Source organism: Verrucosispora sp. FIM060022 (genome assembly GCF_003977705.1).
Classification (GTDB): Bacteria; Actinomycetota; Actinomycetes; order Mycobacteriales; family Micromonosporaceae; genus Micromonospora; species Micromonospora gifhornensis.
The window spans coordinates 389,092-413,598 of sequence record NZ_RQIV01000004.1 but is presented as its reverse complement, the minus strand read 5'-3'; the positions used below and the strand labels follow the sequence as shown (position 1 = coordinate 413,598).

The window sequence follows — 24,507 nt, the reverse complement described above, 5'->3', positions numbered from 1 at the left end:
CCCCCAGCGACGGCGCTAATCCCGTTCCCGGCCCCCTTCTGTGACCGAGCACAACCTCTGTGTGACCTGGACTACTCAGGCCACTCGCGGCACTTCGGGCACCCGGGTAGGACCGCCCCAAAGGTCGCTCGTCCCCGCCGTCAGCGGCGTTTCAGCAGCCAGGCCAGCGTCGCAGTCACCGCCAGCGCGACGAGGAGACCGGCGATCGTGACGAACTGCCAGCCGGCCGTGCCCGCCCCCAGGCGGCCCAGTTCCAGCAGCAGCACCCCGAGCACGGCAGTGGCGAGCAACACCCCGCCGGTACGCGTGAGCCAACGCACGATCAGATCCGGGTCCACCACCGCGTCGTACGGCAGCACCGCCACCAGGGCGCAGAGGGTGTGGGTGAGGTAGAGCAGCACCGCCACGGCCGTCAACCGCCACAGGGCGACCGGCCGGTCGTACCCGTCGGTGGCCATCAGCCAGCCGCCGACGGTGACCAGCGCGGCGAAGGTCGGCCAGAACCGGCGCGGCGCCAGCGCGGGCAGCGCCGCGACCCCGAGCAACGCCGGCAGGGCCTGCCCCGCGACGACCTCGGCCGGGTACGCGAGCAGCAGGCCCGCCAGCGAGCTGACGAAGATCCCGAGGCGGATCAGCACCGGGGCCAGCGCGACCCGGCTCGCCACCGTCTGCAACCCCCGGACCCGGCCGGTGAGGTTTCCGATCACTGAGCTGGCTCTCCGTTCGCGACTGCGGGACTCCGCTGCGCTGCGTTCCTCGCGCTCACCGGGCCCACCTTACGTTCGCGACTGCGGGACTCCGCTGCGCTGCGTTCCTCGCGCTCACCGGCCACCGACCCGGGGGGCGGTGGCGAGGCGGGCCACGTCGCGCAGGACCTGGTCGAGGCTGCCGGCGCCGGCCCACGGTACGACCGGCACGCCGTGCTCGCGCAGTTGCGCGATCATCGTGTCCCGGTCCAGCCGCCACAGCCGGTACGCCACCTCGGCCCAGCCCCGGTCCTTGGGGGGCGACAGGTCGGCCGGCAGGGTGTCCACGGCGACCACGAACCGTCCCGAGCGGGCCAGCCGGGCCAGCATCTGCGCCGACCGCTCCTCCAGCAGCGGGGTGAGCACCACCACCAGCGCGTCCGCGGAGAGCAGCTGCGAGCCGAAGACCTGGTCGTACGGCTCGTGCGGGGAATGCTGCGCCTTGACGTCCAACAGCCATTCCAGGACGGTCAGGTACTGCCGCCGGCCGGTCGCCGGGCGCAGTCGCCGGGCGTTCGGGCCGTACTCCAGCAGCGCCACCCGGTCGCCCCGGTGCAGGTAGTGCTCGGCGATGGCGGCGGCAGCCCGGACGGTGGTGTCCAGCACCGTGGCCGCGCCCGCGATGCCGCCGGAGCGGCCCGCCTCGGCCAGCACGTCCAGCAGGACGACCACCTCGGCGTCCCGGTCGGAGAGGGTGGCGGCCACGTGCAGTTGCCGGGCCCGCAGCGACACCCGCCAGTCGATGCGGCGGAGCCGGTCGCCGGGGGCGAAGACCCGTACCCCGGCCAGTTCTCCCCCTTCTCCGGCCCGCCGCGAATGGTGGGCGCCGACCAGCCCGGCCGCCCGCGGCATCGCGTTGACCGCCTCGAAAGGCTCGGTTTTCGGGTACACCCGATTGACGACCGGTTCGGCGATCACCGCGCGGGAGACCAGCAGGCCCTGCGCGGCGGCGACCCGGGCCCCGGCCGGTCCGAACGGGTGCCGCCCCCAGCGCAGGGCGGTGCCGGTCAGTTCCAGATCCACCGCGGTGTCCGGGTCCACCGAGGTGACGAACGGCCGGTCGGTCACCGAACGGCGGTCGCCACTGCGCCCGCTGACCGCGCCACCGGCCAGGGTGGCCTGCTCGATGCGCAACCAGGGCGAGACCCGGGTACGCAGCACGGCCACGTCGTACGGGGTCGCGTCCGGGTTGCCGACGCTGACCCGGCCGACCAGTTCACCGCCCTCCACCAGGTGCCCCTCGTCGACACTGACCCACACCCGGGGCAGCTCGGTGGGGCGATTGCGCAGCGCGTACGCCGTGCCGAGGGCGAAGGGGGCGGCCAGCACGATCAGGTCCACCCGGCCCAGCAGCACCGCCGCGACCAGCAGCAGCCCGGTGAGCAGCACCGCCCGACCGAGCGCCGAGGTGGGCGCCCAGTTGGCCGGTGCCGATCGATCCGCGAGCCTCACGTCGGGTCAGATCCCCTGCCGCCCGGCGGCGTAGCTGGGCAGTGCCCCGCTGGCCGGTGCCGGGGTCTGGTCGAGGACCTCACCGACCACGAAGGACGGATCGACCCGACGCAGCCACATCTCCGGTCGCAGGGTGATCCGGTGGGCCAGGGCCGGCACCGCCACCTCCTTGACGTCCTCCGGCACCACGAAGTCCCGCCCGGAGAGCACCGCCCGTACCCGGGCCAGCAGCAGCAACGCCAACGAGCCACGCGGCGAGGCGCCGACCAGTACCGAGGGATGTTCGCGGGTGGCCGCGGTCAAGGCCACCATGTAGCGGCCCACCGAATCCTCCACCGTGACGTCCTCCAACGCGGCCTGCATGGCCCGCAGGGTCGCCGCATCGACCACCGGCTTGATGTCGGCCTCCTCGCGGCGGCGGGCCATCCGGCGGCGCAACACCTCCCACTCCTCGTCCTGCGGCGGATAGCCGAAGGACACCCGCAGCAGGAACCGGTCCAGCTGCGCCTCCGGAAGCGGATAGGTGCCCTCGTACTCGATGGGGTTCGCGGTGGCCAGCACGTGGAAGGGCTCGTCGAGCCGGTAGGTCACGCCTTCCACCGAGACCTGCTTCTCCTGCATCGCCTCCAGCAGGGCCGACTGGGTCTTCGGCGGGGTCCGGTTGATCTCGTCGGCGAGCAGCAGGTTGGTGAAGACCGGCCCGGCCCGGAAGGTGAAGTCCCCGCTGCGCTGGTCGTACAGGAAGGAGCCGGTGACATCGGCCGGCAACAGATCCGGGGTGAACTGCAGGCGCCGGAAGTCCAACCCGAGCGCCTGCGCGAAGCACCGGGCGGTGAGGGTCTTGCCCAGGCCGGGCAGGTCCTCCAGCAGCACGTGGCCACCGGCGAGGATGCCGGCGAGCACCAGTTCCAGGGCGTCCCGCTTGCCGACCACGACCTGGCCCACCGCGTCCAGTACCGCCCGGGCGAGGTGACCGACCTCGGTGGGGGGCATGGTCCGGGCGGTGTCGTTCATCAGATCTTCTCCAGTTCGGCGACGATCACCGCGAGGTCGCGCGGTGAGGGGGTACGACGAGGCGGGGTTTCCAGGAACATCCACAGGCGGTCACCCAGCAGAACACGAGCCCGGGTCGGATCCGACTCACGGGTCACGCCGTGCTTGAGGCGGAGCCGCTCGTCGGCCAGTTCCGCCAGCCGAGGCAGGACCACCTCGCCGAACCGCTCCGGGCGGGACTTCGACCACTCCAGCGGCACTTCCCAACGCTTGACCGCGGTACGCAACGCGTCCCGGGCATCCCAGTTGTACATGCCGTCCTCCTCGCCACCGGCACCTGAGGTGGAACGCGCGGGCCTCGACGGCGGGGCCAGCAGGACGACGATGCGACGCACCAGCAGCAGGGTGACCACCGCAGCCACCAGCACCAGCAACGACACCCGCAGGCCGACGGCGCGGAGCCCGGCGACGAGCACCACAGTGCTGGCGGCGGCGACACCGAGGAAGGTGACGACCGACCGTACCCACCCGGCCGGGCGCTGCTCGGGCTGGACCGGCCGGTCCTCGGAGAAGCTGAGCAGGTCGTCGATGCTGGTGCTGCTCATGTCGTCACCTGCTCGACCGTGGCGGCGAGTTCACCGCGCAACCGGCGCAGGGCGGCCCGCGCCTGGTCGCGGGTGTGTTCGTCGACCGGTCGGGTGGCGTAGCGGGCCTCCCGGTAGACGTTCGCGAACTCGGCAAGCACATCGGCGCTGACGATGGCCGGCACACCGGCGGAGGGGTCGCCGCGCAGCAGCCGGGTGACCAGGTCGGTCGGGGTGTCGCCGGTCAGCCGGGGCACCCCGGCCGCGGCGGCGGCCTCTTCGAGGCGTACCCAGCAGGCGATCACCGCGGTCCGGGGGTCGGTGGAGCGGTCGTCCAGTTCGACCAGACCGGCCTCGACCGCGGCGACGACCTCCCGGGCGGTGCCTTCGGCGTTGCGTCGGGTGACGCCGACCGGCAGCCGCCGGGTGACCCGCCGGGCCACCGACCGCATCACGCTCCACCCCAGATAGCTGAGGGCGGCCAGCAGCGCCATCCCGAGCAGCACCACGGCCACCGTGCCGAGCCAGGCGGGGAGGGCCGTGCTGGCCTGCTCGGCGGCTTGCCGCGGCTCGGCCGGGATGGAGGGTCTGGGGTCGCCGGTCGGGTATTCCAGCACGAAGGGAGCGTCCTGCACGGCGGGCGGGATCCGGCTGGCCCCGATGGAGGAATGGGTGGCGGCCAACGCCACGGCAGCCAGCAACGCGGCCACCACCGCGACCGGCCACCACCTGCGTACGAGGTCCATTCGGTCTGCCTCCGGGGCACCGGGGCGTACGCCGGGCAGGTCAGGGGTCCTGTCCGTCATCGCCACCACCCCGCAGCCTCAGTCCACCTCGGCCAACCGTTTCGCCTCGGTGAACACGTCGTCCAGCATCCCTGGTGTCAGTCGTCCCGTGAAGGTGTTCTGCTGGCTGACGTGGTAACAGCCGAGCAGTTCCGGTACGGCCGTGCCGGACCAGTGTGCCCCATGGCCGAACGACGGTCGCGGGCTGGGCGCGGCGACGCCATAGACGTCCCGCGACACCGGCCACCACGCGGCCCAGGCGAAGGCACCCAGGGCGACCACCACCCGCAGCGTCGGTCGGATCAGAGCGACCTCTCGATGCAGCCAGGGCGCGCAGGTGTCCCGCTCGGCGGGGGTGGGCTTGTTGTCCGGTGGGGCGCAGCGGACGGCGGCGAAGATCCGGGTGTGCCGCAGGGTCAGCCCGTCGTCGGCGGCCACGCTTGTCGGCTGGTTGGCCAGCCCGGCGCGGTGCAGGGCGGCGAAGAGGACGTCGCCGGAACGGTCACCGGTGAAGATCCGCCCGGTGCGGTTGCCGCCGTGCGCCGCCGGGGCCAGCCCGAGAATGCCGATCCGCGCCGCCGGGTCGCCGAAGCCGGGCACCGGTCGGCCCCAGTACTCCTGGTCCCGGAAGGCGGCCCGCTTGGTGCGCGCCACCTCCTCCCGCCACTGGACCAACCTCGGGCAGGCGAAACAGTCGCTCACCGCTGCGTCGAGGTCGGCCAGGTCGGTCGCCCGCGCGGCGCGGGCGACCACCTCGGCAGGGGTACGCGACTCAGCCAAGCTTCGCCCGGAAGAGTTCGAGGCTGCGGGCCCAGGCGCTGGTGGCGGCGCGCTGGTCGAAGTGCTCCGGCCGGTCCTCGTTGAAGAAGGCGTGCGCGGTGCCCGGGTAGTCGTGCAGGTGGCAGGTGCCACCGGCGTTCTCGATGGCCCGGCGTACGGTCTGCACCCCCGGGTCGGCCGAGGTGCCGTCCGCCTCGGAGCAGTGCACGAGGGCGTCCTTGCCGGCGTACTCCGTCCACTCCGACCGCATGCCCTCCCAGGGCAGGCGGGGGTAGAACGCGGTGGTGGCGACGATCCGCTCGGAGAAGTTCCCGGCCCACAGGGCCAGGCTGGCCCCGGCGCAGAACCCGGCACAGCCGATCTTGCCGGTGACCTCGTGTCGGCCGGCGAGGTACTCGGCGGCCGCGGCGATCTCCCGCGCCGCCTCGTCCATCTGCGGCCCGTTCAACATCTGCTGCGGCTCGCTCGGTTTGCCGGCCGGCTCACCGTGCCGGAAGTCCGGGGCGAGGGCGACGAAGCCCGCCTCGGCGAACCGGTCCACCACCGACCGGATGTGCGGCGCGAGCCCCCACCAGTCCTGGATGACGATCACCGCGGGACTTGCCGTACCGGTGGCCGGTATCGCGAGGTATCCCTCACCCGTACCGCCACCGCCACGGTAGGTCACCATTTCGCCCATCGGCCCGTCCTCCTAGCGGTCAGTCATCGTTGGCTGGTCGCCCAGTGGTCCTACGTGCCGGTAGCCTGCCACGCGGTGACCTCCTGCCGGAAGATGCCGAAACAGTGGCATTCACCTCCCGTTCGCATCCTCGCTGGCCGCTGCGGAGGACGTCTCAGCCGGCGAGACTCCAGGCGATGCCATCGATGACTGCGACGCAACCTGCGATGTTCAGACGTAAAGTTTGCGGAGTTCGCGGGCGATGTCCGGAACCTCGGTGAGGGTGCCGCCGGCCACCGACATCACAAGAGCCTCAGCCTGATCGACGTCGACATCCTGGATCGGCACCTCGTTGAGGGCCAGGAACACACGTGCCGCCGCCCAGGCGAGACGCTTGTTCCCATCGATCAGGGCGTGATTCATGCAGACCGAGTGCAGTAGCGCGGCGGCCTTGCTCCAGATATCGGGGTAAGCCTCTTGGCCGAACACGACGGTGGCCGGGCGGACCACCGCCGACGAGAGCAGACCGAAGTCGCGGACTTGCGGTGTCTCGCCCAACACGATCGAGGCGATCTCCACGAGGTCATCGACCTCAAGGTAGTTGATCACTCCGCCAACCGTCGCAGCAGTTCAGCGTCGCGCCCGGCAACCTCCCGTGCAAGGTCCCGAACGCGGGCGCGATGACTGCGGGCCGAGACATACTCCTCGACCGCCACGACGATTGTGGCATTCATCGAGCGGTGCTCCTGCTCGGCGAGTTGCTTGAGCCGCTCGTGCAGCCCGTCAGGCAGATTGACCGTGGTGACCATATGGAAATCATACCGCCCATACGCAGGGAGAACCACCTATCCTGGGGTCCCGGCGAGACTCCAGGCGATGCCGTCGAGGATGTCGTGCTCGGAGGCGACCACCGAATCCATGCCGGCCCGCTCCATGATCACGCGGAGGACGAGGGCCCCGGCACCGATCACGTCGGCCCGGCCGGGGTGCATCACCGGGATGGCCAGCCGCTGCTCCCGGGTCAGGGTCAGCAGCCGCGCGGTCACCTCGGCCACCCGGTCGTACGACACGCGGGCGTGGTGGATGCGGGTCGGGTCGTACTCGGTGAGGTCCTGGGCGATCGCGACCACGGTGGTGACCGAACCGGCGAGCCCGACCAGGGTGGACGCCTCGCGTCCCGGCACGGCGGTCAGCGCCCGGTCCACCGCGACCGCGATGTCCGCCTGCGCCGCGGCGACCTCGTCGAGGCTGGGCGGGTCGCCGTGCAGGTGCCGCTCGGTCATCCGGACGCAGCCGATGTCCATCGAGATCGCGGCGTGCACACCCGCGTCGCGGCTGCCGACGACGAACTCCGTCGAACCGCCGCCGATGTCCACCACCAGGTACGGTGACTGCGCGTCGGCGGGCAGCCCGCGCACCGCGCCGGTGAAGGAGAGCCGGGCCTCCTCGTCGCCGCTTACCACTTCGGGCGGTACGCCGAGGGTCTGCTCCACCATGGCCCGGAAGTCGGCGGCGTTCTCGGCGTCCCGGGTGGCCGAGGTGGCGCACATCCGCACCCGCTCGGCGCCCAGCTTCGCGATGTCGGCGGCGTAGTCGGCCAGCGCGACCCGGGTCCGCTCGATGGCCTCCGGCGCCAGCCGGCCGGTCGCGTCGACCCCCTGACCGAGCCGCACGATCTCCATGCGCCGGGTCAGGTCGACCAGGGGTGCGGTCGAGCCCGCCGACGGGTCGGGCAGGTCGGCGACCAGCAACCGGATGGAATTGGTTCCGCAGTCGATGGCGGCCACACGCGTCGTCACGTCGGTCACCCTATAGCGCCGCCGCGCCGCGAACGCCTGCTCGCCGGTACGGGCCGCGACCCGACCTGACCGCGCTCGCGGGCGTGCCGCCTCGCCGGCGTCAGAGCCGCAGCAGCATCCGGGTGTTGCCCAGGGTGTTCGGCTTGACCCGCTCCAGGTCGAGGAACTCGGCGACACCCTCGTCGTAGGAGCGCAGCAGCTGCTCGTAGACCGCGTGCGGGACCGGCGCACCGTCGATCTCGGTGAAGCCGAACGAGGCGAAGAAGCTGGTCTCGAAGGTCAGTACGAAGATCCGGGCCACGCCCAGCTCGCGGGCCGCGTCGATCAGCTCGGCGACGATCCGGTGCCCGATCCGCCGTCCCCGGCAGGACGGGTCGACGGCAACGGTACGGATCTCGGCCAGGTCCTCCCACATCACGTGCAGCGCGCCGCAGCCCACCACCCGGCCGTCGCCGACCCGGGTGGCCACCCGGAACTCCTGCACGTCCTCGTAGAGGGTCACGGTGGCCTTGCTGAGCAGCCGTCGGTCGTCGGTGTAGGTGTCCACCAGCCGCCGGATGGCCCGCACGTCGGCGGTGCGGGCCCGCCGGATCACGATGTCGTCGGGCACCGCCTGCGTCGCCTCGGCGGTCACTCGCTCTCCGGCACGTCGACGCAGCGCCCGGCCGTCCACCAGGGCTCGACCAGGTCGAGGGTCTCGTCACCGAACGGGTTGACTCCGGGCCCGGCGCCGAGCGCGTGGCCGAGGTGCACGTGCAGGCACTTCACTCGGCCCGGCATGCCGCCGGCCGAGATGCCGGCGATCTCCGGCACCTCGGCGATGGCGTCCCGGCGGGCCAGGTAGTCCTCGTGCGCGGCGCGGTAGCGGGCGGCCAGTTCCGGGTCGGTGGCCAGCCGGTCCGCCATCTCCCGCATCAGCCCGGCCGACTCCAGTCGGCTGCACGCGGCGGTCGCCCGGGGGCAGGTCAGGTAGTACAGCGTCGGGAACGGGGTGCCGTCGGCCAGCCGGGGGGTCGTCTCCACCACGTCGGGCAGGCCGCAGGGGCAGCGGTGGGCCACCGCACGGGTCCCCCGGGGCGGGCGGCCGAGCTGCGCGGCCACCGCGGCCAGGTCGGCGTCGGTGGCCGGCTCACGCTCGGGCGGGGGTACGGAAGCCGCCGCCGGCTCCGGCGGTGGTACGACAGTCACGGTGCCATCTCTCGTTCGGTGCTCATTCGTCCAGCTGCGGGGCGGTCTCGGCGTCGGTCTGCGCGGCGTCCGCGGCCCGCACACTCGACCAGAGGGTCTCGTACCAGGCGTCCGGTTCGACCGGTGCCGTCGGTTGCCCGCTCTCGCCCGCGTCCCGGGCCGCCCCGGCCGGATCCTCCAGCAGGATCACCATCTTCTCGCCGGGCCGACGCATGAAGAACCGCTCCCGGGCCTTCGTCTCGATGTACGCATCGTCCTGCCACTTCTCGGCCTGGCTGGTCAGCTCGGCGATCAACTCGCGCTGGGCCGCCTGCGCGGCCTCCATCCGTTCGATGTCGGCCTGCTGATCCAGGTAGACCCGGACGGGATAGGTGTAGGCCAGCGCCAACGCGATCAACACCGCGATGAGGACGGTGGCGCGTCCGGTGAGACCTCGGGGTCGGGGGGCGGCCAGCCGGGTCACCCCGCCGGCCGCCGCCCGCCTGGCGGCAGGCCGCTTGGCGGAGCGTACGCCCTCGGCACCGCGAGCGGCCGACGGCGCGCGACCGGCGGTACGCGGCTGCGCGCGCACCCCGCCGTCGCGGACCGTGCCCCGGCCGGTGCCAGGGCGAGCCGGCCGGCGGGCCGGTCGCTGACCACCCGGCGTGCGGCGCTGGTGCATCACACCCCTCCCCCGAGGTCTCGCATCGGCTCAGGCGGAACGGTAGCGCGGGAAAGCGCCCGCGCCGGCGTACCGCGCCGCGTCGGCCAGCTCCTCCTCGATCCGCAGCAGCTGGTTGTACTTGGCCACCCGGTCCGAGCGGGCCGGGGCACCGGTCTTGATCTGGCCGCAACCGGTGGCCACCGCGAGGTCGGCGATGGTGGTGTCCTCGGTCTCGCCGGAACGGTGGCTCATCATGCACTTGAAGCCGGCCCGGTGGGCCAGGTCGACCGCGTCCAGCGTCTCGGTCAGCGAGCCGATCTGGTTGACCTTCACCAGGACGGCGTTCGCGGCGTTCTCGGCGATGCCCCGGGCGATGCGCTGCGGGTTGGTGACGAACAGGTCGTCGCCGACGATCTGGATCCGGTCACCGATCGCGGCGGTCAGCGTCTGCCAGCCGGTCCAGTCGTCCTCGGCCAGCGGGTCCTCGATCGACACGATCGGGTACGCGTCGGCCAGCTTGGTGTAGTACTCGCTCATCTCCTCGGCGGTCTTGGCGACCCCCTCGAAGGTGTACGTCCCGTCGGAGAAGAACTCGGTGGCCGCCACGTCGAGGGCGAAGACGATGTCGGAGCCGAGCCGGTAGCCGGCCTTCTCCACCGCCTCGGCGATCAGGTCCAGCGCGGCGGCGTTGGTGGGCAGGTTCGGGGCGAAGCCACCCTCGTCACCGAGCCCGGTCGACAGGTCCTTCTTCTTCAGCACCGACTTCAACGCGTGGTAGACCTCGGCGCCGGAACGCAGCGCCTCCCGGAAGCTCGGCGCGCCGATCGGCGCGATCATGAACTCCTGGATGTCGACGTTGCTGTCGGCGTGCGCCCCACCATTGAGGATGTTCATCATCGGCACCGGCAGCAGGTGCGCGTTCGGCCCACCGAGGTAGCGGAACAGGCTCAGCCCGGCGCTGCCGGCCGCGGCCTTGGCCACCGCCAACGAGACGCCGAGGATGGCGTTGGCACCCAGCTCGGCCTTGTTGTCGGTGCCGTCGATGTCGAGCATCTTCTGGTCGATGACCCGCTGCTCGCTGGCCTCGTAGCCGATCAGCTGGTCGACGATGCGGTCCTCGATGTTGGCGACCGCCTTCTCCACTCCCTTGCCCAGGTAGCGGCCCTTGTCACCGTCGCGCAGCTCGATCGCCTCGAAGGCGCCGGTCGAGGCGCCGGAAGGCACGGCCGCCCGGGAGATCGTCCCGTCGTCGAGCCCGACCTCGACCTCGACGGTCGGGTTACCCCGCGAGTCCAGGATCTCCCGAGCCTCGATTACCTCGATGGTTGCCACTGAGTCGCTCCTCTTGTGTGGTCTCGTCCGGTATCGGCCGCGACGGTGCGGCTGAGGCAGGTGTTGAACGCAGCGTATCGGTCCCCGCCTGCCCGCACCGCGACCGGGCCGCACTCGTCCGTAGGGACGGGTCGGACATTCCCGGATTCTCGTGCGTCAACCGACAACCGGTTTGCACGAGCGGGATCTCATCGATCAGGCTGGTCACCATGCCCGCCCCCTCGGCCACCCTCCGTACGCTCACCGCGTCAGTCGTCGTGTTGCTCAGCGTCACGGGCTGTCAGGCCCTGGACGACGCCGGGCGGGCCATGGGGCGGGCCGACATCGTCAACGACCTGGCCGCCCGGATGAATCGGGCGCTGGAGTTGACCTACTCGGCGGAGTACCAGCTCGGCGGAGGGCGGACCGCCCTCATCGCACAGGACTCGGCCCGGTCGGCGTACGAGTGGCCGGGCGGGAAGTTGACGGCCACCGCCGAGGCGACGGCCCGCTGCGACACCGAGGGCAAGCGTACGGTCTGCACCCTGCACGCCCCGCCCGCCGCGGACAGCAACCCCTCGACGGTCGTCTACGCCGCCGCCGAGCGGGAAGGTCTGGTCACCCCGCCGATGGTGATGGGGCTGCTGACCGCTGCCGGCCTGGACCCGGGCGCGGTGATCACCCAGAGCGGCACCACCGTCGCCGGTCTCCTCGCCACCTGCGTCGAGGTGCAGCAGGCCGTCGAGAACTTCTCCGCCTGCGTGACCGGTGAGGGGGCGCTGGGCAGCTTCACCGGTCGGGTCGACGGCGAGCCGGTGGAGCTGGCGCTGAGCCGATTCCAGGAGCAGGTCGACGGGGCAACCTTCGAGCTGCCGCAGGGCGCCGGGATCGTGGACCGCCGTCGGGCCGGTTCCTGATCCTCACCACCCCAGCAGGGTGCGCAGGTGGCGCGGCGGTGGGCAGTTGTGCGCCAACATCGCGTCGTGCCAGTCGCGGATCGACACCTCGGCCGGGCGGGCTGCGGCGATCTCCGCCACCTCGCTGTAGCCGACGAAGTAGGTGGACAGCTGGGTGGAGGTGAGCAGGGCACGTCGCCACTTGCCCGCCGCCTCGCCCTCCTCCTGGAATCCGCGTCCGGTCAGCAGCGCCATCGCCTCGGCCTCGGGCAGCCCCTCGGCGTGCACCAACTGATCGAGCAGCGCGTTGAGGGTCATCCGCAGCTGCATCTTGAGCTGCTGCAGACGCACCGGCAGGCCACCGAAGCCGTGCTCGGCCATCACCTGCTCGGCGTAGACCGCCCAGCCCTCCACGAACGGACCGGAACGGGTGAGCGCCCGGACCCGGGTGGAGCCGACGTGACGGCGGGCGTGGGCGAGCTGGAGGAAGTGTCCCGGCATCGCCTCGTGCACGGTCAGGTTGCGGATCATGTGGTCGTTGTACTCGCGGTAGAACGAGTCCACCCGGTGCGCCGGCCAGTCCGCCGGGGTGGGCGCGATGCAGTAGAACGTGGGCACCTCGGCCGTCTCCAGCGCACCGGGCGCGTCGCAGTAGGCCACCGCCACGCCCCGGGCGAACTCCGGCATCACCTGGATCACGCACCTGTCGTCCGGCACCGTCACCAGGTCGTGGGCGCGGACGAAGTCACTCGCCTCGTCCATGGTGATCGAGGCCAGGTCGACGATGGTGTGGTCGTCCGGGTGCTCGGCGGCGAGCAGGTCCAGGGCTCGGCGTACCGTCTCGTCGTCGGCCGGGCCGCCGACCAGCTCGACCGCCGCCGCGCGGATCTCCTCGCCGACCCGGTCCAGGTTCGCCCAGGCCCGGCGCTGGATCTCGGCGGCGCTCAGCTCGGTGTCGAGGGCGTACCACAGCCGCGCCTCCCACCGGCGTCGGCCCAGTCGCGGGTCACGGCCGGGCCCCGTGTCGGCGGCCAGGCCGGCGCGCAGCCAGGCGACGAACTCCTCCAGCGCGGCGATCGCGCCGGTGGCCGCCGGTTCGACCTGGTCCAGCAACGCCGGTGCCTGTTCGAGCAGCGCCGGCACCTCGTCGCGGATCAGCGCGGCCGTGCCGGTGAACTGCCCGACTGCCGTCTCGGCGTGCACGCGGGGCATGTCACGCAGCGTCGCGCGCGCGGTGGCCAGCGCATCCGGTACGGCGGTCAGCCGGCCGACCAGTGCGGTCAGCCGTTGCTCGGCCGGCGCGTACGGCCTGACGAACAGCCCGTTCAGCAGTGGCCCGGGGTTGTGCACGAGCGGATTCCACTCGTGTTCGCGAATCTCGGTCAGCTCGAACAGTTGCCGGTCGACGAGCGTGGACAGCAGCGCATGATCCACCCGCTCCTCGACATCGAGGGAATCCGCATCGATCTCACACAACACGCTCGCCGCGTCAACGAGCATCGCCCGATCCCCCGCGACAGCGTCAGCGCTGAGATCCGGCAACCGATCATCAAACCGATGATCCCCCGCCACCGCGGCCAACCCCGGCCGACTGACCAGCAGCGCCTCGACGATCCGCTCCGCCACCACCTCGAACCGCTCCATCCCCCGACCCTACCCACCAGGGCCGACGCCCCACCGCCAGCTTGTTGATCAGCTCGACGGGGTGGGGGTGGGGAGGGTTTTTGCGTAGGTGAGGGTGGTGTGGCGGAGGGCGGATTCGGGGTTCAGGCCGGCCTGGTGGGCTTCGGCCACTGTGGAGAGGAGGGTGGCGCCCAGGGTCTGTTCGGGGGTTGGTTGGGATTCGGGGGTGGGGAGGGGGGCGGTGAGGTTGGCGCGGGTGGCGCGGTCCAGGATCTGCGTGGCCAGGGCGAGGGCGGGTTGGCTCAGGGCGATGCCGTCCAGCACCGATTTACGAGCCTTTTCGGCCTGCTTGATCCGCTCCCAGTTGGCGGTGATCTCCTCCAGGCTGCCTGCCTCGGCACCGGCGAAGACGTGCGGGTTACGGCGGATCATCTTGTCGACCAGGCCACCGGCCACGTCGTCGATGGTCCACCGCTCGTCCTCGGGCAGTTCCTCGGCCAGCCGGGCGTGCAGCACCACCTGGAGCAGCACGTCGCCCAACTCCTCGCGGAGCGAGTCGGTGTCCGAGGCCACGATCGCGTCGTACGCCTCGTAGCACTCCTCCAGCAGGAAGCCGGCCAGGCTCTGGTGGGTCTGCGCCCGCTTCCAGGGGTCGCCGCCGGGCGAGAGCAGCCGGTCCAGCACCGCCACCGCGTCGAGCAGCCGGGCACCGGGCGGATCCCAGGAGCCGTACATCAGCTCCATCTCGGCCAGGCCCGGCTCCCGGGCCAGCCGCAGGCCGAGTTCCCGGGCCAGCGCCTCGTCACCGGCCGGGCCGGCCAACCAGACCACCGTGTCGTGGGCCACCGCGGCGTCCAGCAGCGCCGGCACCGCCGGGCCGTCCGGCACCCGCACCTGCCCGCCCGCCGACCGGATCGCCGTGGCCAGCTCGCTCTCCGCCCCGGCCAACACCACAGCCGTGCGTACGACATCCCAGGCGGCTGCCGTCAGCAGACCGGCCGGCAACCGGGGCGAGGTCACCAGCAGGACGATCCGGGGCATGCTCAGCCGTGCCCGTGACCCGCGTGGTCCCCTTCGTCCGCCTGGTCCGCCGGCTGCGGCTTCGGGGTGGAGACGTCGGTGACCGCCGTGGAGGCCGGCTCACCGAGCGGCACACCCACCGCGACGATCGGAGTCGCGCCCGAGAAGCTCAACACCGGGAACACCAGCGGACGGTAGCGGGGGTTGACCGTCACGTCGTACGCCTCGACCGCCTCGGCAAGCGAGTTGCGGTTGGCCAGCGCGTAGCGCAACTGCTCACCGTCGAGCTGGCTGGCGGCCTCATCCACAGTCACCTCGGCCGGCACCGCGCCGGCCCGCTTGCCGGCGTTCACCAGCTCGGTCAGCTCCTGCTGGGTCGGGGCCACCGGCTCGCCGACCGGGATGCCGGACAGGCAGCTGTAGAGCTCGGCGGTGCGGCGCACGTACTCGGTCTCGGGGTTCATGCCGACACCCTGGGCGATCTGCGCCGGGTCGACGACGTTCTGGGGCCGGTAGTTCTCGGCGGCGGAGACCCGCTCGCACACCTCGCTGAGCACCAGAACGCTCACCACCTCGCTGCGCCCGGGCAGCCGCGGCTGCTGCCCCGGCATGGCCGCGTCCTCCTCGGTCGGCGCCGGGTTCTTCGCCCGGGCGTCGTCGATGATCGCGGTGACCGCATCCTCGGTGACCGAATGGTCCCCGATATAGGCGGCGACACCGGGTTCGGAACGACAGCCGGCGAGGGCAACCAGGCCGACCGCCACGCTGGCGACGGCGACAAGACGGCGAGCACGCATTCCGTCACTCTCTCATGACCGGTTCCCGCCCTGGCTGGGAGGGTTCCGCCGGAGCCGACTGGTGGGTCAGCGGGCTCCGGCGGTGGCGGGCTGGGCGGCGGTGGGGGCACCGAGGACGTCGGAGAGCAACTGGGCACACCAGTCCAGCAGGGCCTGGTCGCGCAGCGGCTCGCCGCCGATCCGGCGGGTCGTCGGACGCGGGACGCTGACCTGGTCCAACGCGGTCTTGTAGACCGAGTCGGGGTGGTAACGCTTGAGCCGCATCTGCTTCGAGTCGGGCAGCGGCAGCGGGCTGAAGCGCAGGTGTTTGCCCTGCACGCTGACGTCGGTCAGGCCGTAACGGCGGGCCAGCAGCCGGAACCGCGCCACCGCGATCAGGTTCTGCACCGGGGCGGGCGGTTCGCCGTACCGGTCGGTCATCTCGGCGGCCACCTCGCGCAGCCGCTCCTCGTCGCGGGCCTCGGCGAGTTTGCGGTACATCTCCAGGCGCAGCCGCTCCACACCCACGTAGTCGTGCGGCAGGTGGGCGTCCACCGGCAGGTCGATCTTGACGTCGGTCTCCTCCTCGGGCTGCTCGCCCTTGAACGCCGACACCGCCTCGCCGACCATCCGGACGTACAGGTCGAAGCCGACGCCCTCGATGTGCCCGGACTGCTCACCGCCGAGCAGGTTGCCGGCACCCCGGATCTCCAGGTCCTTCATCGCCACGTACATGCCGGCGCCCAGCTCGGTGTGCTGGGCGATGGTGGCCAGCCGCTCGTGCGCGTGCTCGGTGAGCGGCTTGTCCGGCGGGTAGAGGAAGTACGCGTACGCCCGCTCCCGACCCCGGCCCACCCGGCCCCGGATCTGGTGCAGCTGGGCCAGGCCGAGCAGGTCGGCCCGCTCCACGATCAGGGTGTTGGCGTTCGGGATGTCGATGCCGGACTCGACGATCGTGGTGCAGACCAGGACGTCGAACTCCTTCTCCCAGAAGCCGACCATGACCTTCTCCAGGGCTTCCTCGCCCATCTGGCCGTGGGCCACCGCGACCCGGGCCTCGGGCACCAGTTCCCGCAGCTTGCGGGCGGTCCGCTCGATCGACTCGACCCGGTTGTGCAGGTAGAAGACCTGGCCGTCGCGGAGCAGCTCACGGTGGATCGCGGCGGCCACCTGCCGGTCGTCGTACGCCCCGACAGCGGTGAGCACCGGATGCCGCTCCTCCGGCGGAGTGGCGATTGTCGACATCTCCCGGATGCCGGTGATCGCCATCTCCAGGGTTCGCGGGATCGGGGTGGCCGACATGCTCAACACGTCGACCGCGGCCCGCATCGACTTGAGGTGTTCCTTGTGTTCGACCCCGAAGCGCTGCTCCTCGTCGACGATGACCAGCCCCAACGACTTGAATCGGGTGGACGCCGCCAGCAGCCGGTGGGTGCCGATGACGATGTCGGCGCTGCCGTTGGCCACCATCTCCAGCGTCTGCTCGGCCTCCTTCGGCGTCTGGAACCGGGACAGCTGCCGGATGGTCACCGGGAACTGGCTCATCCGCTCGGCGAAGGTGTTGTAGTGCTGCTGCACCAGCAGGGTGGTCGGCACCAGCACCGCCACCTGCTTGCCGTCCTGCACCGCCTTGAACGCCGCGCGCACCGCGATCTCGGTCTTGCCGTAGCCGACGTCGCCGCAGATCAGCCGGTCCATCGGGACGCTCTGCTCCATGTCCCGCTTGACCTCGTCGATGGCGGCGAGCTGGTCGGGTGTCTCCTGCCAGGGGAAGGCGTCCTCCAACTCCCGCTGCCACGGCGTGTCCGGCCCGAAGTTGTGGCCCTTGGACGCCTTACGAGCGGCGTAGAGCTGGATCAGCTGGGCGGCGATCTCCTTGACCGCCTTGCGGGCCCGGGCCTTGGACTTCTGCCAGTCCGAGCCACCCATCTTGTGCAGGGTGGGCTGCTCGCCGCCGACGTACCGGCTGAGCTGATCGAGCTGGTCGGTGGGGACGAAGAGGCGGTCGCCCGGCTGGCCGCGCTTGCTCGGGGCGTACTCGATGACCAGGTATTCGCGGGACGCGCCGTTGACCGTGCGCTGCACCAGTTCCACGTACCGGCCGATGCCGTGCTGCTCGTGCACCACGTGGTCACCCGCGCGCAGTTCCAGCGGGTCGATGGTGTTGCGCCGCCGGCTCGGCATCTTGCGCATGTCCCGGGTCGAGGCACCCCGACCTCCGGTGACGTCGTTGCCGGTGAGCAGCACGAACCGGGCCGCCTCGTCGACGAAGCCACCGGTCAGGCTGCCGCAGGTGACCAGCAGCTCGCCGGCGGCGGGGGCCGCCGGCACCTGCTCGGTCAGCCGGGCACCCAGGCCGCCGTCGCGCAGCACCTCCACGGCCCGCTGGGCGGGACCGTGCCCCTCGAAGACCAGCGCGATCGACAAGCCTTCGCCGGCCCACCGCTTCAGGTCGTCGACCACCCGGGCGGTCTCACCGTGGTAGAGCGGTGCCGGCTGGGCGGCAAGCGTCACCGCGATCGCGTCGTCGGGGGTGATGTCGACCGTGTCCGGTTCGTCCTCCCACGGTTGCCGGGCAGCCGCGACACCCGGCTCGGCCAGCCCGAACGGGGACAGCGTCCACCAGGGCTGGCGCAGGGTCGCGGCGTGTGCGCGTACGTCGGCCAGGGTCCGGAAGGCGGCGGCGCCGAGGTCGATCGGGGCCTGGCCGCCGACTGCGGCCGCAGCCCAGCTGGCCGCCAGGAACTCGTCCGAGGTACGCACCAGGTCGTGCGCGCGGGTGCGGATCCGCTCCGGATCGCAGAGCAGGACGTGGGTGCCGGCGGGCATGCAGTCCAGCAGCAACTCCATCGAGTCCGCGCCGATCAGCGCCGGGGCCAGGGACTCCATCCCCTCCACCGGTACGCCGCCGGCCAGCTTGTCCAGGATCTCGGCCAGCTCCGGGTGCTGCTGCGCCAGCGCGGCGGCCCGCTCGCGGACCGCCGGGGTGAGCAGCAGTTCCCGGCAGGGCGGTGCCCAGAGCTGAGGAACCTGCTCGATGGTGCGTTGGTCGGCGACGGCGAAGGTGCGGATCTCCTCCACCTCGTCGCCCCAGAACTCGACCCGGGACGGGTGCTCGTCGGTGGGCGGGAAGACGTCCAGGATGCCGCCGCGCACGGCGAACTCGCCCCGCTTGGTGACCAGGTCGACCCGCGCGTACGCCATGTCGGTCAACCGGCGGGCGACCTGCTCCAGGTCGGCCTCGTCCCCGGCGGACAGCCGCACCGGCTCCAGGTCACCGAGCCCCTTGAGCTGCGGTTGCAGCAGCGACCGCACCGGCGCTACGACCACCCGCAACGGCCCGGTGCGCCCGTGCGCGTCGGTGGCGTCCGGATGCGCGAGCCGGCGCAGCACCGCCAGCCGCCGGCCCACGGTGTCCGAGCGCGGCGAGAGCCGCTCGTGCGGCAGCGTCTCCCAGCTCGGGAAGATCGCCACCTGCTCGGCCGGCAGCAGCGAGCCCAACGCGGCGACCAGATCCTCGGCCTCGCGACTGGTCGCCGTCACCGCCAGCACCGGCCGCCCCGCACCGCCGCCCTGCTTGCCACCGCCCTGCTTGCCGCCACCCTGTTCGTCGGGTCCGGTGGTGGGGTCGGCCGCGACGGCGGCTACCGCGAACGGGCGCAGGGCCGGCGGGGCGGTCAGGTCGAGCCCGTCGACCTGGGCCGCACCGGAGCGCGCCAGGTCACGGACCCGCGCCAGACCCGGGTCGGCAAGGGCGGCGGCGAACAGTCCGGTGAGCGCAGTCATGATCACTTCCGAGACGCGAGGACACGACGAGCACCCCGCGTCCGACCGGACGGGGGGTCATACCGGTCGACACTATCTCTCCGGGCCGACGATCCCGCGCCGTCCACGGCTGTTGCCGTGCTCGGGCTCACCCACGGGCACCGGAGAACATTGACGCTGCCGCCTGCCTGTGATCGGCTTCCCACACTGGATGTCCGTATCCGTCTGACACCGGAGTACCGTGACCAACCCGCCACCCGGTTATCCGCCGCAACCGCCGTACGGCGGCCAGCCGCCAGCCGCGCCCCGAGCGCCGTACCACAGGGGCTCTCTTGATCGACTCCGTTACGCCGAAACGGCGGCTCCCCACCGCTGCGTACCCCGCCGTTTCGGCGAAACGGCGGGCCTCCCGGCCTTTTCAGTAGCGGACGGAGATGCGGCGGGCGAGGGGGTCGACGCGGGCCAGGCCGCCGTAGGGGATGATCAACTGGGGGTCGGTGTGGCCGAAGTCCACGTCGAAGACCAGCACCGCGTCCGGGGCGTACTCGGCGAAGGCCCGGCTGACCGCGGCCCGCTGCTGCTGGGCGTACGCCGCCTTCTCGGGCGGGGTGAGCCGGCGGCCGAACTCCCACGCCTTGGCGCGGCCGATCAGCGCAGCGGGGAAGCCGGCGAGCAGGCCACGCTCGCCGAGGTTGCGCAGCATCCGGTAGACCTCGACGGCCGGCGGCAACTCCTCGGAGGTCTCGATCAGCAGGACCGAGCCGTGCAGCGACTCCGCCGGGGCGACCCGGTCGGCGGCGAGCAGCCAGTGCAGCACCTCCAGGTTGCCGCCCCAGGTGCGTCCCTCGACCGCCCTCGCCGGGCCCTGCCAGTGCCAACCGGTGCCGGGGAACATCACCGGCTCGTCCGCCAGGCAGTCGGGGTCGTTCCAGTCGTTCGGCTCGTCGCCCCACTGCGGAGCCGGGGACAGGTCGTACCAGTCGGAGCCGAACAGGGCCGCGCGCAGCGAGTCGGCGGTGAGCGGGTGCAGGGTGCCGGGCCGCCCGAGGTGCACCAGCACCGAGCCACCGTGGTAGCTCACCATCCCCAGCCGGTGCAGGTGGTTGAGCACGTTCGTGTTGTCCGAGTACCCGAAGTAGGGCTTCGGGTTGGCCTGCAGCACCTCGTCGTCCAGGTACGGGGTGACGGTGATCAGGTCGTCGCCGCCGACAGTGGCCAGGACGGCGGTGATGCTCGGGTCGGCGAAGGCGGCGGTCAGGTCGCGGGCGCGCTCACGCGGGTCGGCGCCCATGATCCGGGTGGTCGGGTACTCCACCGGTTGCAGGCCGAACTCCTCGCGCAGCCGACGCAACCCCAACTCGTACACGTGGGGGAAGGTGGCCGGCAGACCGGCCGAGGGTGAGACGACCGCGACGCGGTCGCCGGGCCGGGGTTTGGGCGGGTAGATCAACGCTGCCACGCCCCGACGGTACCGACGTGGGATTGATCACCGCAGCTCGGTTTCGGCGGCCCGCACACCGGCACCCGCTCAGGGCGGCCCCACCCGCCCCGACCAGCACTGATATCCGCCGATCGACAGCCCGTGACGTTAAGAAGGGGCCCTTCCTATACAGAAAGCGATAACAAGGGTCCCCTCCTTTCCGCCGGGCTGACGCGGATACGATCGGGGGAAGTCGGACAGCGCTGTCCTTCGCACTACCGTGAGGAGCGCATGGTGACCGACCAGCACGATCACGACGGCCCCGACGCCGCCCTGCGCGCCGACATCCGCAGGCTGGGCACCCTGCTCGGGCAGACCCTGGCGCGCCAGGAGGGTCGGCCGCTGCTCGACCTCGTGGAGGAGATCCGCGCCCAGGTCCGTACCGACGCCCCGGCCGCCGCGCGCCGCCTCGGCGGGTTGGACGTGACCACCGGCACGAAGCTGGCTCGCGCCTTCTCCACCTACTTCCACCTGGCCAACATCACCGAGCAGGTGCATCGGGCCCGCGACCTGCGTCGACGTCGGGCCGTGCAGGGTGGCTGGCTGGACCAGGCGGCCAAGATGATCTCCGAGCGGGGAGTGCCGGCGGAAGAGATCGCCGCGGTGGCCCGCCGGTTGGCGATCCGGCCGGTCTTCACCGCGCACCCGACCGAGGCGGCCCGCCGGTCGATCCTGTCGAAGCTGCGCGCCATCGCCGACGAGCTCGACACCGAGACCGCGAACGCGATCCTCTACGGTGCCAGTGACGAGGGCCCGGCGAACCGTCGGCTGGCCGAGCTGCTCGACCTGATGTGGCAGACCGACGAGCTGCGGCTGGATCGGCCCGACCCGACCGACGAGGCCCGCAACGCCATCTACTACCTGCGCGACCTGTACGCCGAGGCCGCCCCGCAGGTGCTCGACGACCTCGCCGAGACGCTGCGCACGCTCGGCGTGGAGACCTCACCGACGGCCCGACCGTTGACCTTCGGCACCTGGATCGGCGGCGACCGCGACGGCAACCCGTTCGTCACCCCGACGGTCACCCGCGAGGTGCTGGCCATCCAGCACGAGCACGGGCTGACCGCCACCGAGGCGGCGATGGAAGAACTGATCAACGAGGTGTCGGTGTCCCGCCGGCTGCGCGGGGTGTCGCTGGACCTCTCCGCCAGCCTCGCCGCCGACCTGGACGCGCTGCCCGAGGTGGCCCCCCGGTTCCGCCGGGTCAACGCCGAGGAGCCGTACCGGCTCAAGGCCCGGTGCGTACGCGCCAAGCTGGCCAACACCCGCGCCCGGCTGCGCCAGGGCACCCCGCACGTGCCGGGACGGGACTACCGGGGCTCGGCCGAGCTGATCGCCGACCTGGAGCTGCTGCGCGCCTCGCTGGCCCGCAACTCCGGTCAGCTGACCGCCGTCGGGCGGCTCGCCTCGACCATCCGTACGGTCTCCGCGTTCGGCCTGCACCTGGCGACCATGGACGTGCGGGAGCACGCCGAGAAGCACCACGAGGTGCTGGCCCAGTTGTACGCGGCGGTCGGCGAGGTCGACGACTACCCGTCGTTGAGCCGGCTGGAGCGCACCAAGCTGCTCGCCGACGAGCTGACCGGCCGCCGACCGCTGTCGGCTGCGGACACTCCGCTGTCCGAGTCGGCCCGCAAGACGTTCGACGTGTTCAGCACCATTCGCGAGGCGCAGGACCGGTTCGGCAGCGAGGTCATCGAGTCGTACATCATCTCGATGACCCTCGGGGTCGATGACGTGCTCGCCGCCGTGGTGCTGGCCCGCGAGGCGGGCCTTGTCGACGTGCACAGCGGGCGGGCACGCATCGGCATCGTGCCGCTGCTGGAGACCCCCGCCGAGCTGAACGCCGGTGGTGAGCTGCTCGACGAGTTGCTGTCGCTGCCCGCGTACCGGGCGCTGGTGGCGGCCCGGGGCGACGTACAGGAGGTGATGCTGGGCTACTCCGACTCCAACAAGGAGGCCGGCATCACCACCAGCCAGTGGTCCATCCACCGGGCGCAGCGGGCGCTGCGGGACGTGGCCGCCCGGCACGGTGTGCACCTGCGGCTGTTCCACGGCCGGGGCGGCACGGTGGGTCGTGGCGGTGGCCCCACCCACGACGCGATCCTGGCCCAGCCGTACGGCACCCTCGACGGCGCGATCAAGGTGACCGAGCAGGGCGAGGTGATCTCCGACAAGTACACCCTGCCGGCACTGGCCCGGGAGAACCTGGAGCTGACCGTGGCCGCCGTGCTCCAGGCCACCCTGCTGCACACCGCGCCCCGGCAGCCCGCCGAGATGCTGGAGCGCTGGGACGCCACGATGGATGTGGTCTCCGAGTCGGCATACCGGTCGTACCGCTCGCTTGTGGAGGATCCGGATCTGCCGGCGTACTTCTGGGCGTCCACGCCCACCGAGCTGCTCGGCGCGTTGAACATCGGCTCCCGGCCGGCGAAGCGTCCGAACACCGGGGCCGGGCTGTCCGGCCTGCGGGCCATCCCGTGGGTGTTCGGCTGGACCCAGACCCGGCAGATCGTGCCCGGCTGGTACGGCGTGGGCTCCGGTTTGGCCGCCGCACGCGAGGCCGGGCTGGCCGACGTGCTGGCCGAGATGCACCGCAACTGGCACTTCTTCCGCACGTTCCTGTCGAACGTGGAGATGATGCTGACCAAGACCGACCTCGGCATCGCCCGGCGGTACGTGGAGACCCTGGTCCCGAAGAAGCTGCACCCGATCTTCGACAAGATCGAGGCGGAGTACGAGCTGACCCGGCGCGAGGTGCTGGCCGTCACCGACTCACCGGACCTGCTGGAGAACTCTCCCGTGCTGCAACGCACCCTCGCGGTGCGCGACACCTACCTGGAGCCGCTGCACCACCTCCAGGTCGCGCTGCTGCGCCAGTACCGCGACTCCGGTGCGGCCGGCCGTGCGGTGGTCACCGCACCGGGCGGCCGGCGGGCCCCCAACGACGGTACGGCGCTGGAACGCGCCCTGCTCACCACCGTCAACGGCATCGCCGCCGGCATGCGCAACACCGGCTGACGCCGACGTCATCGAGCGAAACAGCGAACCGGCCCGAGCAACAGCTTGGGCCGGTTCGCCGTTCACGAGCTCTCAGACGGCCGCCGGTAGCGCCTCCATGGCCATGGCGAGCGAGCCGAGCAGGGCGGCGTCCTGCGCGAACGCCGACAGGACGATCTCCGGCCGGTACGGCAGCGCGTGGGTGAGCCGCTCGATGAGCAACTCCCGGACCACCTCGTTGCCGGCGACGCTGCCGACCAGCACGATCCGGTGCGGGTCGAGCAGCAGACAGCAGGTGACGAGGTGGCGGGCCAACTCGTCGACGCGCAGCCGCAGCTCGTCCCGGAACCGGCCAGGTTGGGCCGCAGCGGCGCAGAGCGCGGCGGCCTGCCCGGTCAGTCCGAGGCGCTGTGCCAACTCGTCCAGGGCCCGACCGGAGAAGGTCGCCTCCAGCATCGGCTCCAGACCGGCGGGCCAGCTGTGGTCGGTCAGACCGTAGGCGATCTCGCCGGCCGCACCGTGGTGTCCGGCGATCACCTCGCCGCCGATCGTCACCGCTGCGGCCACGCCGGTGCCGAGCCCGATCACCAGGCCCGGATCGACGCCCCGCAACGCGCCGAGGCGCAGCTCGGCGTACGCGGCCGCGTTGAGATCGTTCGCCACCCGTACGGAGGCCACTCCGAGGTGGGCGCGGACCTCCTCGGCGAGGCGCAACTGCTCCCATCCGGGGACGTTCGGGGCCAGTTCGATGGAGTGGTCGTGGACCACCCCGGGAGAAGCGATGCCGGCGGCCACGATCGTGCCGCCCGTACTGTCGGCGAGTTCCCGCGCCCGGTCGAGCGCCCGGGTCAGAGCCTGCTGCGCGCCCTGCTCGGCGTTGGTCGGCAGGCGCTCGGAGACGAGCAGCCGACCATCGACGTCACCCACGCCGATCGCCATCTTCGTGCCGCCGAAGTCGATCCCGAGCAGTCGCGGGTTTGCCGGTTGTTCCATGGTGATGTCAAATCG

The 24,507-nt window shown here is 71.9% G+C and carries 22 protein-coding genes; 2 read left to right on the top strand and 20 right to left on the bottom strand.

The annotated features are described in order from the left end of the window. Window positions 1–140: 140 nt before the first annotated feature. The 14 genes from EG812_RS15235 to eno form a co-directional block, all read right to left on the bottom strand. Window positions 141–704: a hypothetical protein gene (locus EG812_RS15235; RefSeq protein ID WP_050814694.1), complete on the bottom strand. Its 564-nt coding sequence runs from the start codon at window positions 702–704 to the stop codon at window positions 141–143. A 117-nt stretch (window positions 705–821) separates the two neighbouring features. Beyond that, on the bottom strand, window positions 822–2,198 hold the full coding sequence (locus EG812_RS15230) for a DUF58 domain-containing protein (protein WP_013731639.1): 1,377 nt from the start codon (window positions 2,196–2,198) through the stop codon (window positions 822–824). A gap of 6 nt (window positions 2,199–2,204) precedes the next feature. Then, the gene (locus EG812_RS15225) at window positions 2,205–3,212 is read right to left on the bottom strand and encodes an AAA family ATPase (RefSeq protein WP_013731638.1); all 1,008 of its coding nucleotides are present in this window, start codon (window positions 3,210–3,212) and stop codon (window positions 2,205–2,207) included. Continuing rightward, a complete protein-coding gene (locus tag EG812_RS15220; RefSeq protein ID WP_126711887.1) occupies window positions 3,212–3,796 on the bottom strand; it encodes a hypothetical protein in 585 nt (194 codons plus the stop codon). Before EG812_RS15220 ends, EG812_RS15225 begins: the two co-directional genes overlap by 1 nt. Next, on the bottom strand, window positions 3,793–4,581 hold the full coding sequence (locus tag EG812_RS15215) for a DUF4129 domain-containing protein (RefSeq protein WP_502697191.1): 789 nt from the start codon (window positions 4,579–4,581) through the stop codon (window positions 3,793–3,795). Before EG812_RS15215 ends, EG812_RS15220 begins: the two co-directional genes overlap by 4 nt. Before the next feature lie 18 nt (window positions 4,582–4,599). Beyond that, window positions 4,600–5,340: a uracil-DNA glycosylase gene (locus EG812_RS15210; protein ID WP_436278290.1), complete on the bottom strand. Its 741-nt coding sequence runs from the start codon at window positions 5,338–5,340 to the stop codon at window positions 4,600–4,602. Next, window positions 5,333–6,019, bottom strand: coding sequence for a dienelactone hydrolase family protein (locus EG812_RS15205; RefSeq protein WP_013731634.1), 687 nt, complete (start codon window positions 6,017–6,019; stop codon window positions 5,333–5,335). The genes EG812_RS15210 and EG812_RS15205 overlap by 8 nt, the downstream gene beginning before the upstream one ends. 210 nt (window positions 6,020–6,229) lie before the next feature. Continuing rightward, window positions 6,230–6,607 carry a type II toxin-antitoxin system death-on-curing family toxin gene (locus EG812_RS15200; RefSeq protein WP_126711886.1) on the bottom strand — a complete coding sequence of 126 codons (378 nt, stop codon included), beginning with the start codon at window positions 6,605–6,607 and terminating at the stop codon, window positions 6,230–6,232. Continuing rightward, window positions 6,604–6,807, bottom strand: coding sequence for a ribbon-helix-helix domain-containing protein (locus EG812_RS15195; RefSeq protein ID WP_126711885.1), 204 nt, complete (start codon window positions 6,805–6,807; stop codon window positions 6,604–6,606). Before EG812_RS15195 ends, EG812_RS15200 begins: the two co-directional genes overlap by 4 nt. Window positions 6,808–6,843: 36 nt before the next feature. Then, entirely contained in the window at window positions 6,844–7,785 is a 942-nt protein-coding gene (locus EG812_RS15190; RefSeq protein ID WP_126711925.1) for a Ppx/GppA phosphatase family protein, read from the bottom strand. Window positions 7,786–7,897: 112 nt separating this feature from the next. Beyond that, entirely contained in the window at window positions 7,898–8,431 is a 534-nt protein-coding gene (locus EG812_RS15185) for an amino-acid N-acetyltransferase (protein WP_013731627.1), read from the bottom strand. After that, entirely contained in the window at window positions 8,428–8,985 is a 558-nt protein-coding gene (locus tag EG812_RS15180) for a DUF501 domain-containing protein (RefSeq protein WP_013731626.1), read from the bottom strand. Before EG812_RS15180 ends, EG812_RS15185 begins: the two co-directional genes overlap by 4 nt. Window positions 8,986–9,007: 22 nt before the next feature. Continuing rightward, window positions 9,008–9,646: an FtsB family cell division protein gene (locus EG812_RS15175; RefSeq protein ID WP_126711884.1), complete on the bottom strand. Its 639-nt coding sequence runs from the start codon at window positions 9,644–9,646 to the stop codon at window positions 9,008–9,010. A 30-nt stretch (window positions 9,647–9,676) separates the two neighbouring features. Next, window positions 9,677–10,960 (bottom strand): phosphopyruvate hydratase, encoded by a 1,284-nt coding sequence (gene eno / locus EG812_RS15170; protein WP_126711883.1) that lies wholly within the window; start codon window positions 10,958–10,960, stop codon window positions 9,677–9,679. A 209-nt stretch (window positions 10,961–11,169) separates the two neighbouring features. On the opposite strand from eno, the gene EG812_RS15165 reads away from it, so the two are divergent. Further along, window positions 11,170–11,856 carry a hypothetical protein gene (locus EG812_RS15165; RefSeq protein WP_126711882.1) on the top strand — a complete coding sequence of 229 codons (687 nt, stop codon included), beginning with the start codon at window positions 11,170–11,172 and terminating at the stop codon, window positions 11,854–11,856. A 3-nt stretch (window positions 11,857–11,859) separates the two neighbouring features. Here EG812_RS15165 and EG812_RS15160 read toward each other — a convergent pair whose 3' ends face one another. The 5 genes from EG812_RS15160 to EG812_RS15140 all read right to left on the bottom strand — a co-directional run bounded on the left by EG812_RS15160 (window position 11,860) and on the right by EG812_RS15140 (window position 20,478). After that, entirely contained in the window at window positions 11,860–13,479 is a 1,620-nt protein-coding gene (locus EG812_RS15160; RefSeq protein ID WP_126711881.1) for a DUF885 domain-containing protein, read from the bottom strand. Between the two features lie 48 nt (window positions 13,480–13,527). Further along, entirely contained in the window at window positions 13,528–14,499 is a 972-nt protein-coding gene (locus tag EG812_RS15155) for a nucleoside triphosphate pyrophosphohydrolase (RefSeq protein WP_126711880.1), read from the bottom strand. Between the two features lie 2 nt (window positions 14,500–14,501). Next, window positions 14,502–15,275: a hypothetical protein gene (locus EG812_RS15150; RefSeq protein WP_126711879.1), complete on the bottom strand. Its 774-nt coding sequence runs from the start codon at window positions 15,273–15,275 to the stop codon at window positions 14,502–14,504. 66 nt (window positions 15,276–15,341) lie between these two features. Beyond that, window positions 15,342–19,040 (bottom strand): transcription-repair coupling factor, encoded by a 3,699-nt coding sequence (gene mfd, locus EG812_RS15145; protein WP_126711878.1) that lies wholly within the window; start codon window positions 19,038–19,040, stop codon window positions 15,342–15,344. Between the two features lie 397 nt (window positions 19,041–19,437). Continuing rightward, the gene (locus EG812_RS15140; RefSeq protein WP_126711877.1) at window positions 19,438–20,478 is read right to left on the bottom strand and encodes a S66 family peptidase; all 1,041 of its coding nucleotides are present in this window, start codon (window positions 20,476–20,478) and stop codon (window positions 19,438–19,440) included. 255 nt (window positions 20,479–20,733) lie between these two features. On the opposite strand from EG812_RS15140, the gene ppc reads away from it, so the two are divergent. After that, complete coding sequence (gene ppc, locus EG812_RS15135; RefSeq protein ID WP_043722974.1) at window positions 20,734–23,520, top strand: phosphoenolpyruvate carboxylase; 2,787 nt, start codon at window positions 20,734–20,736, stop codon at window positions 23,518–23,520. 72 nt (window positions 23,521–23,592) lie between these two features. On the opposite strand, the gene EG812_RS15130 is transcribed toward ppc, so the two are convergent. After that, on the bottom strand, window positions 23,593–24,492 hold the full coding sequence (locus EG812_RS15130) for an ROK family protein (RefSeq protein WP_013731616.1): 900 nt from the start codon (window positions 24,490–24,492) through the stop codon (window positions 23,593–23,595). Between the last annotated feature and the right edge of the window lie 15 nt (window positions 24,493–24,507).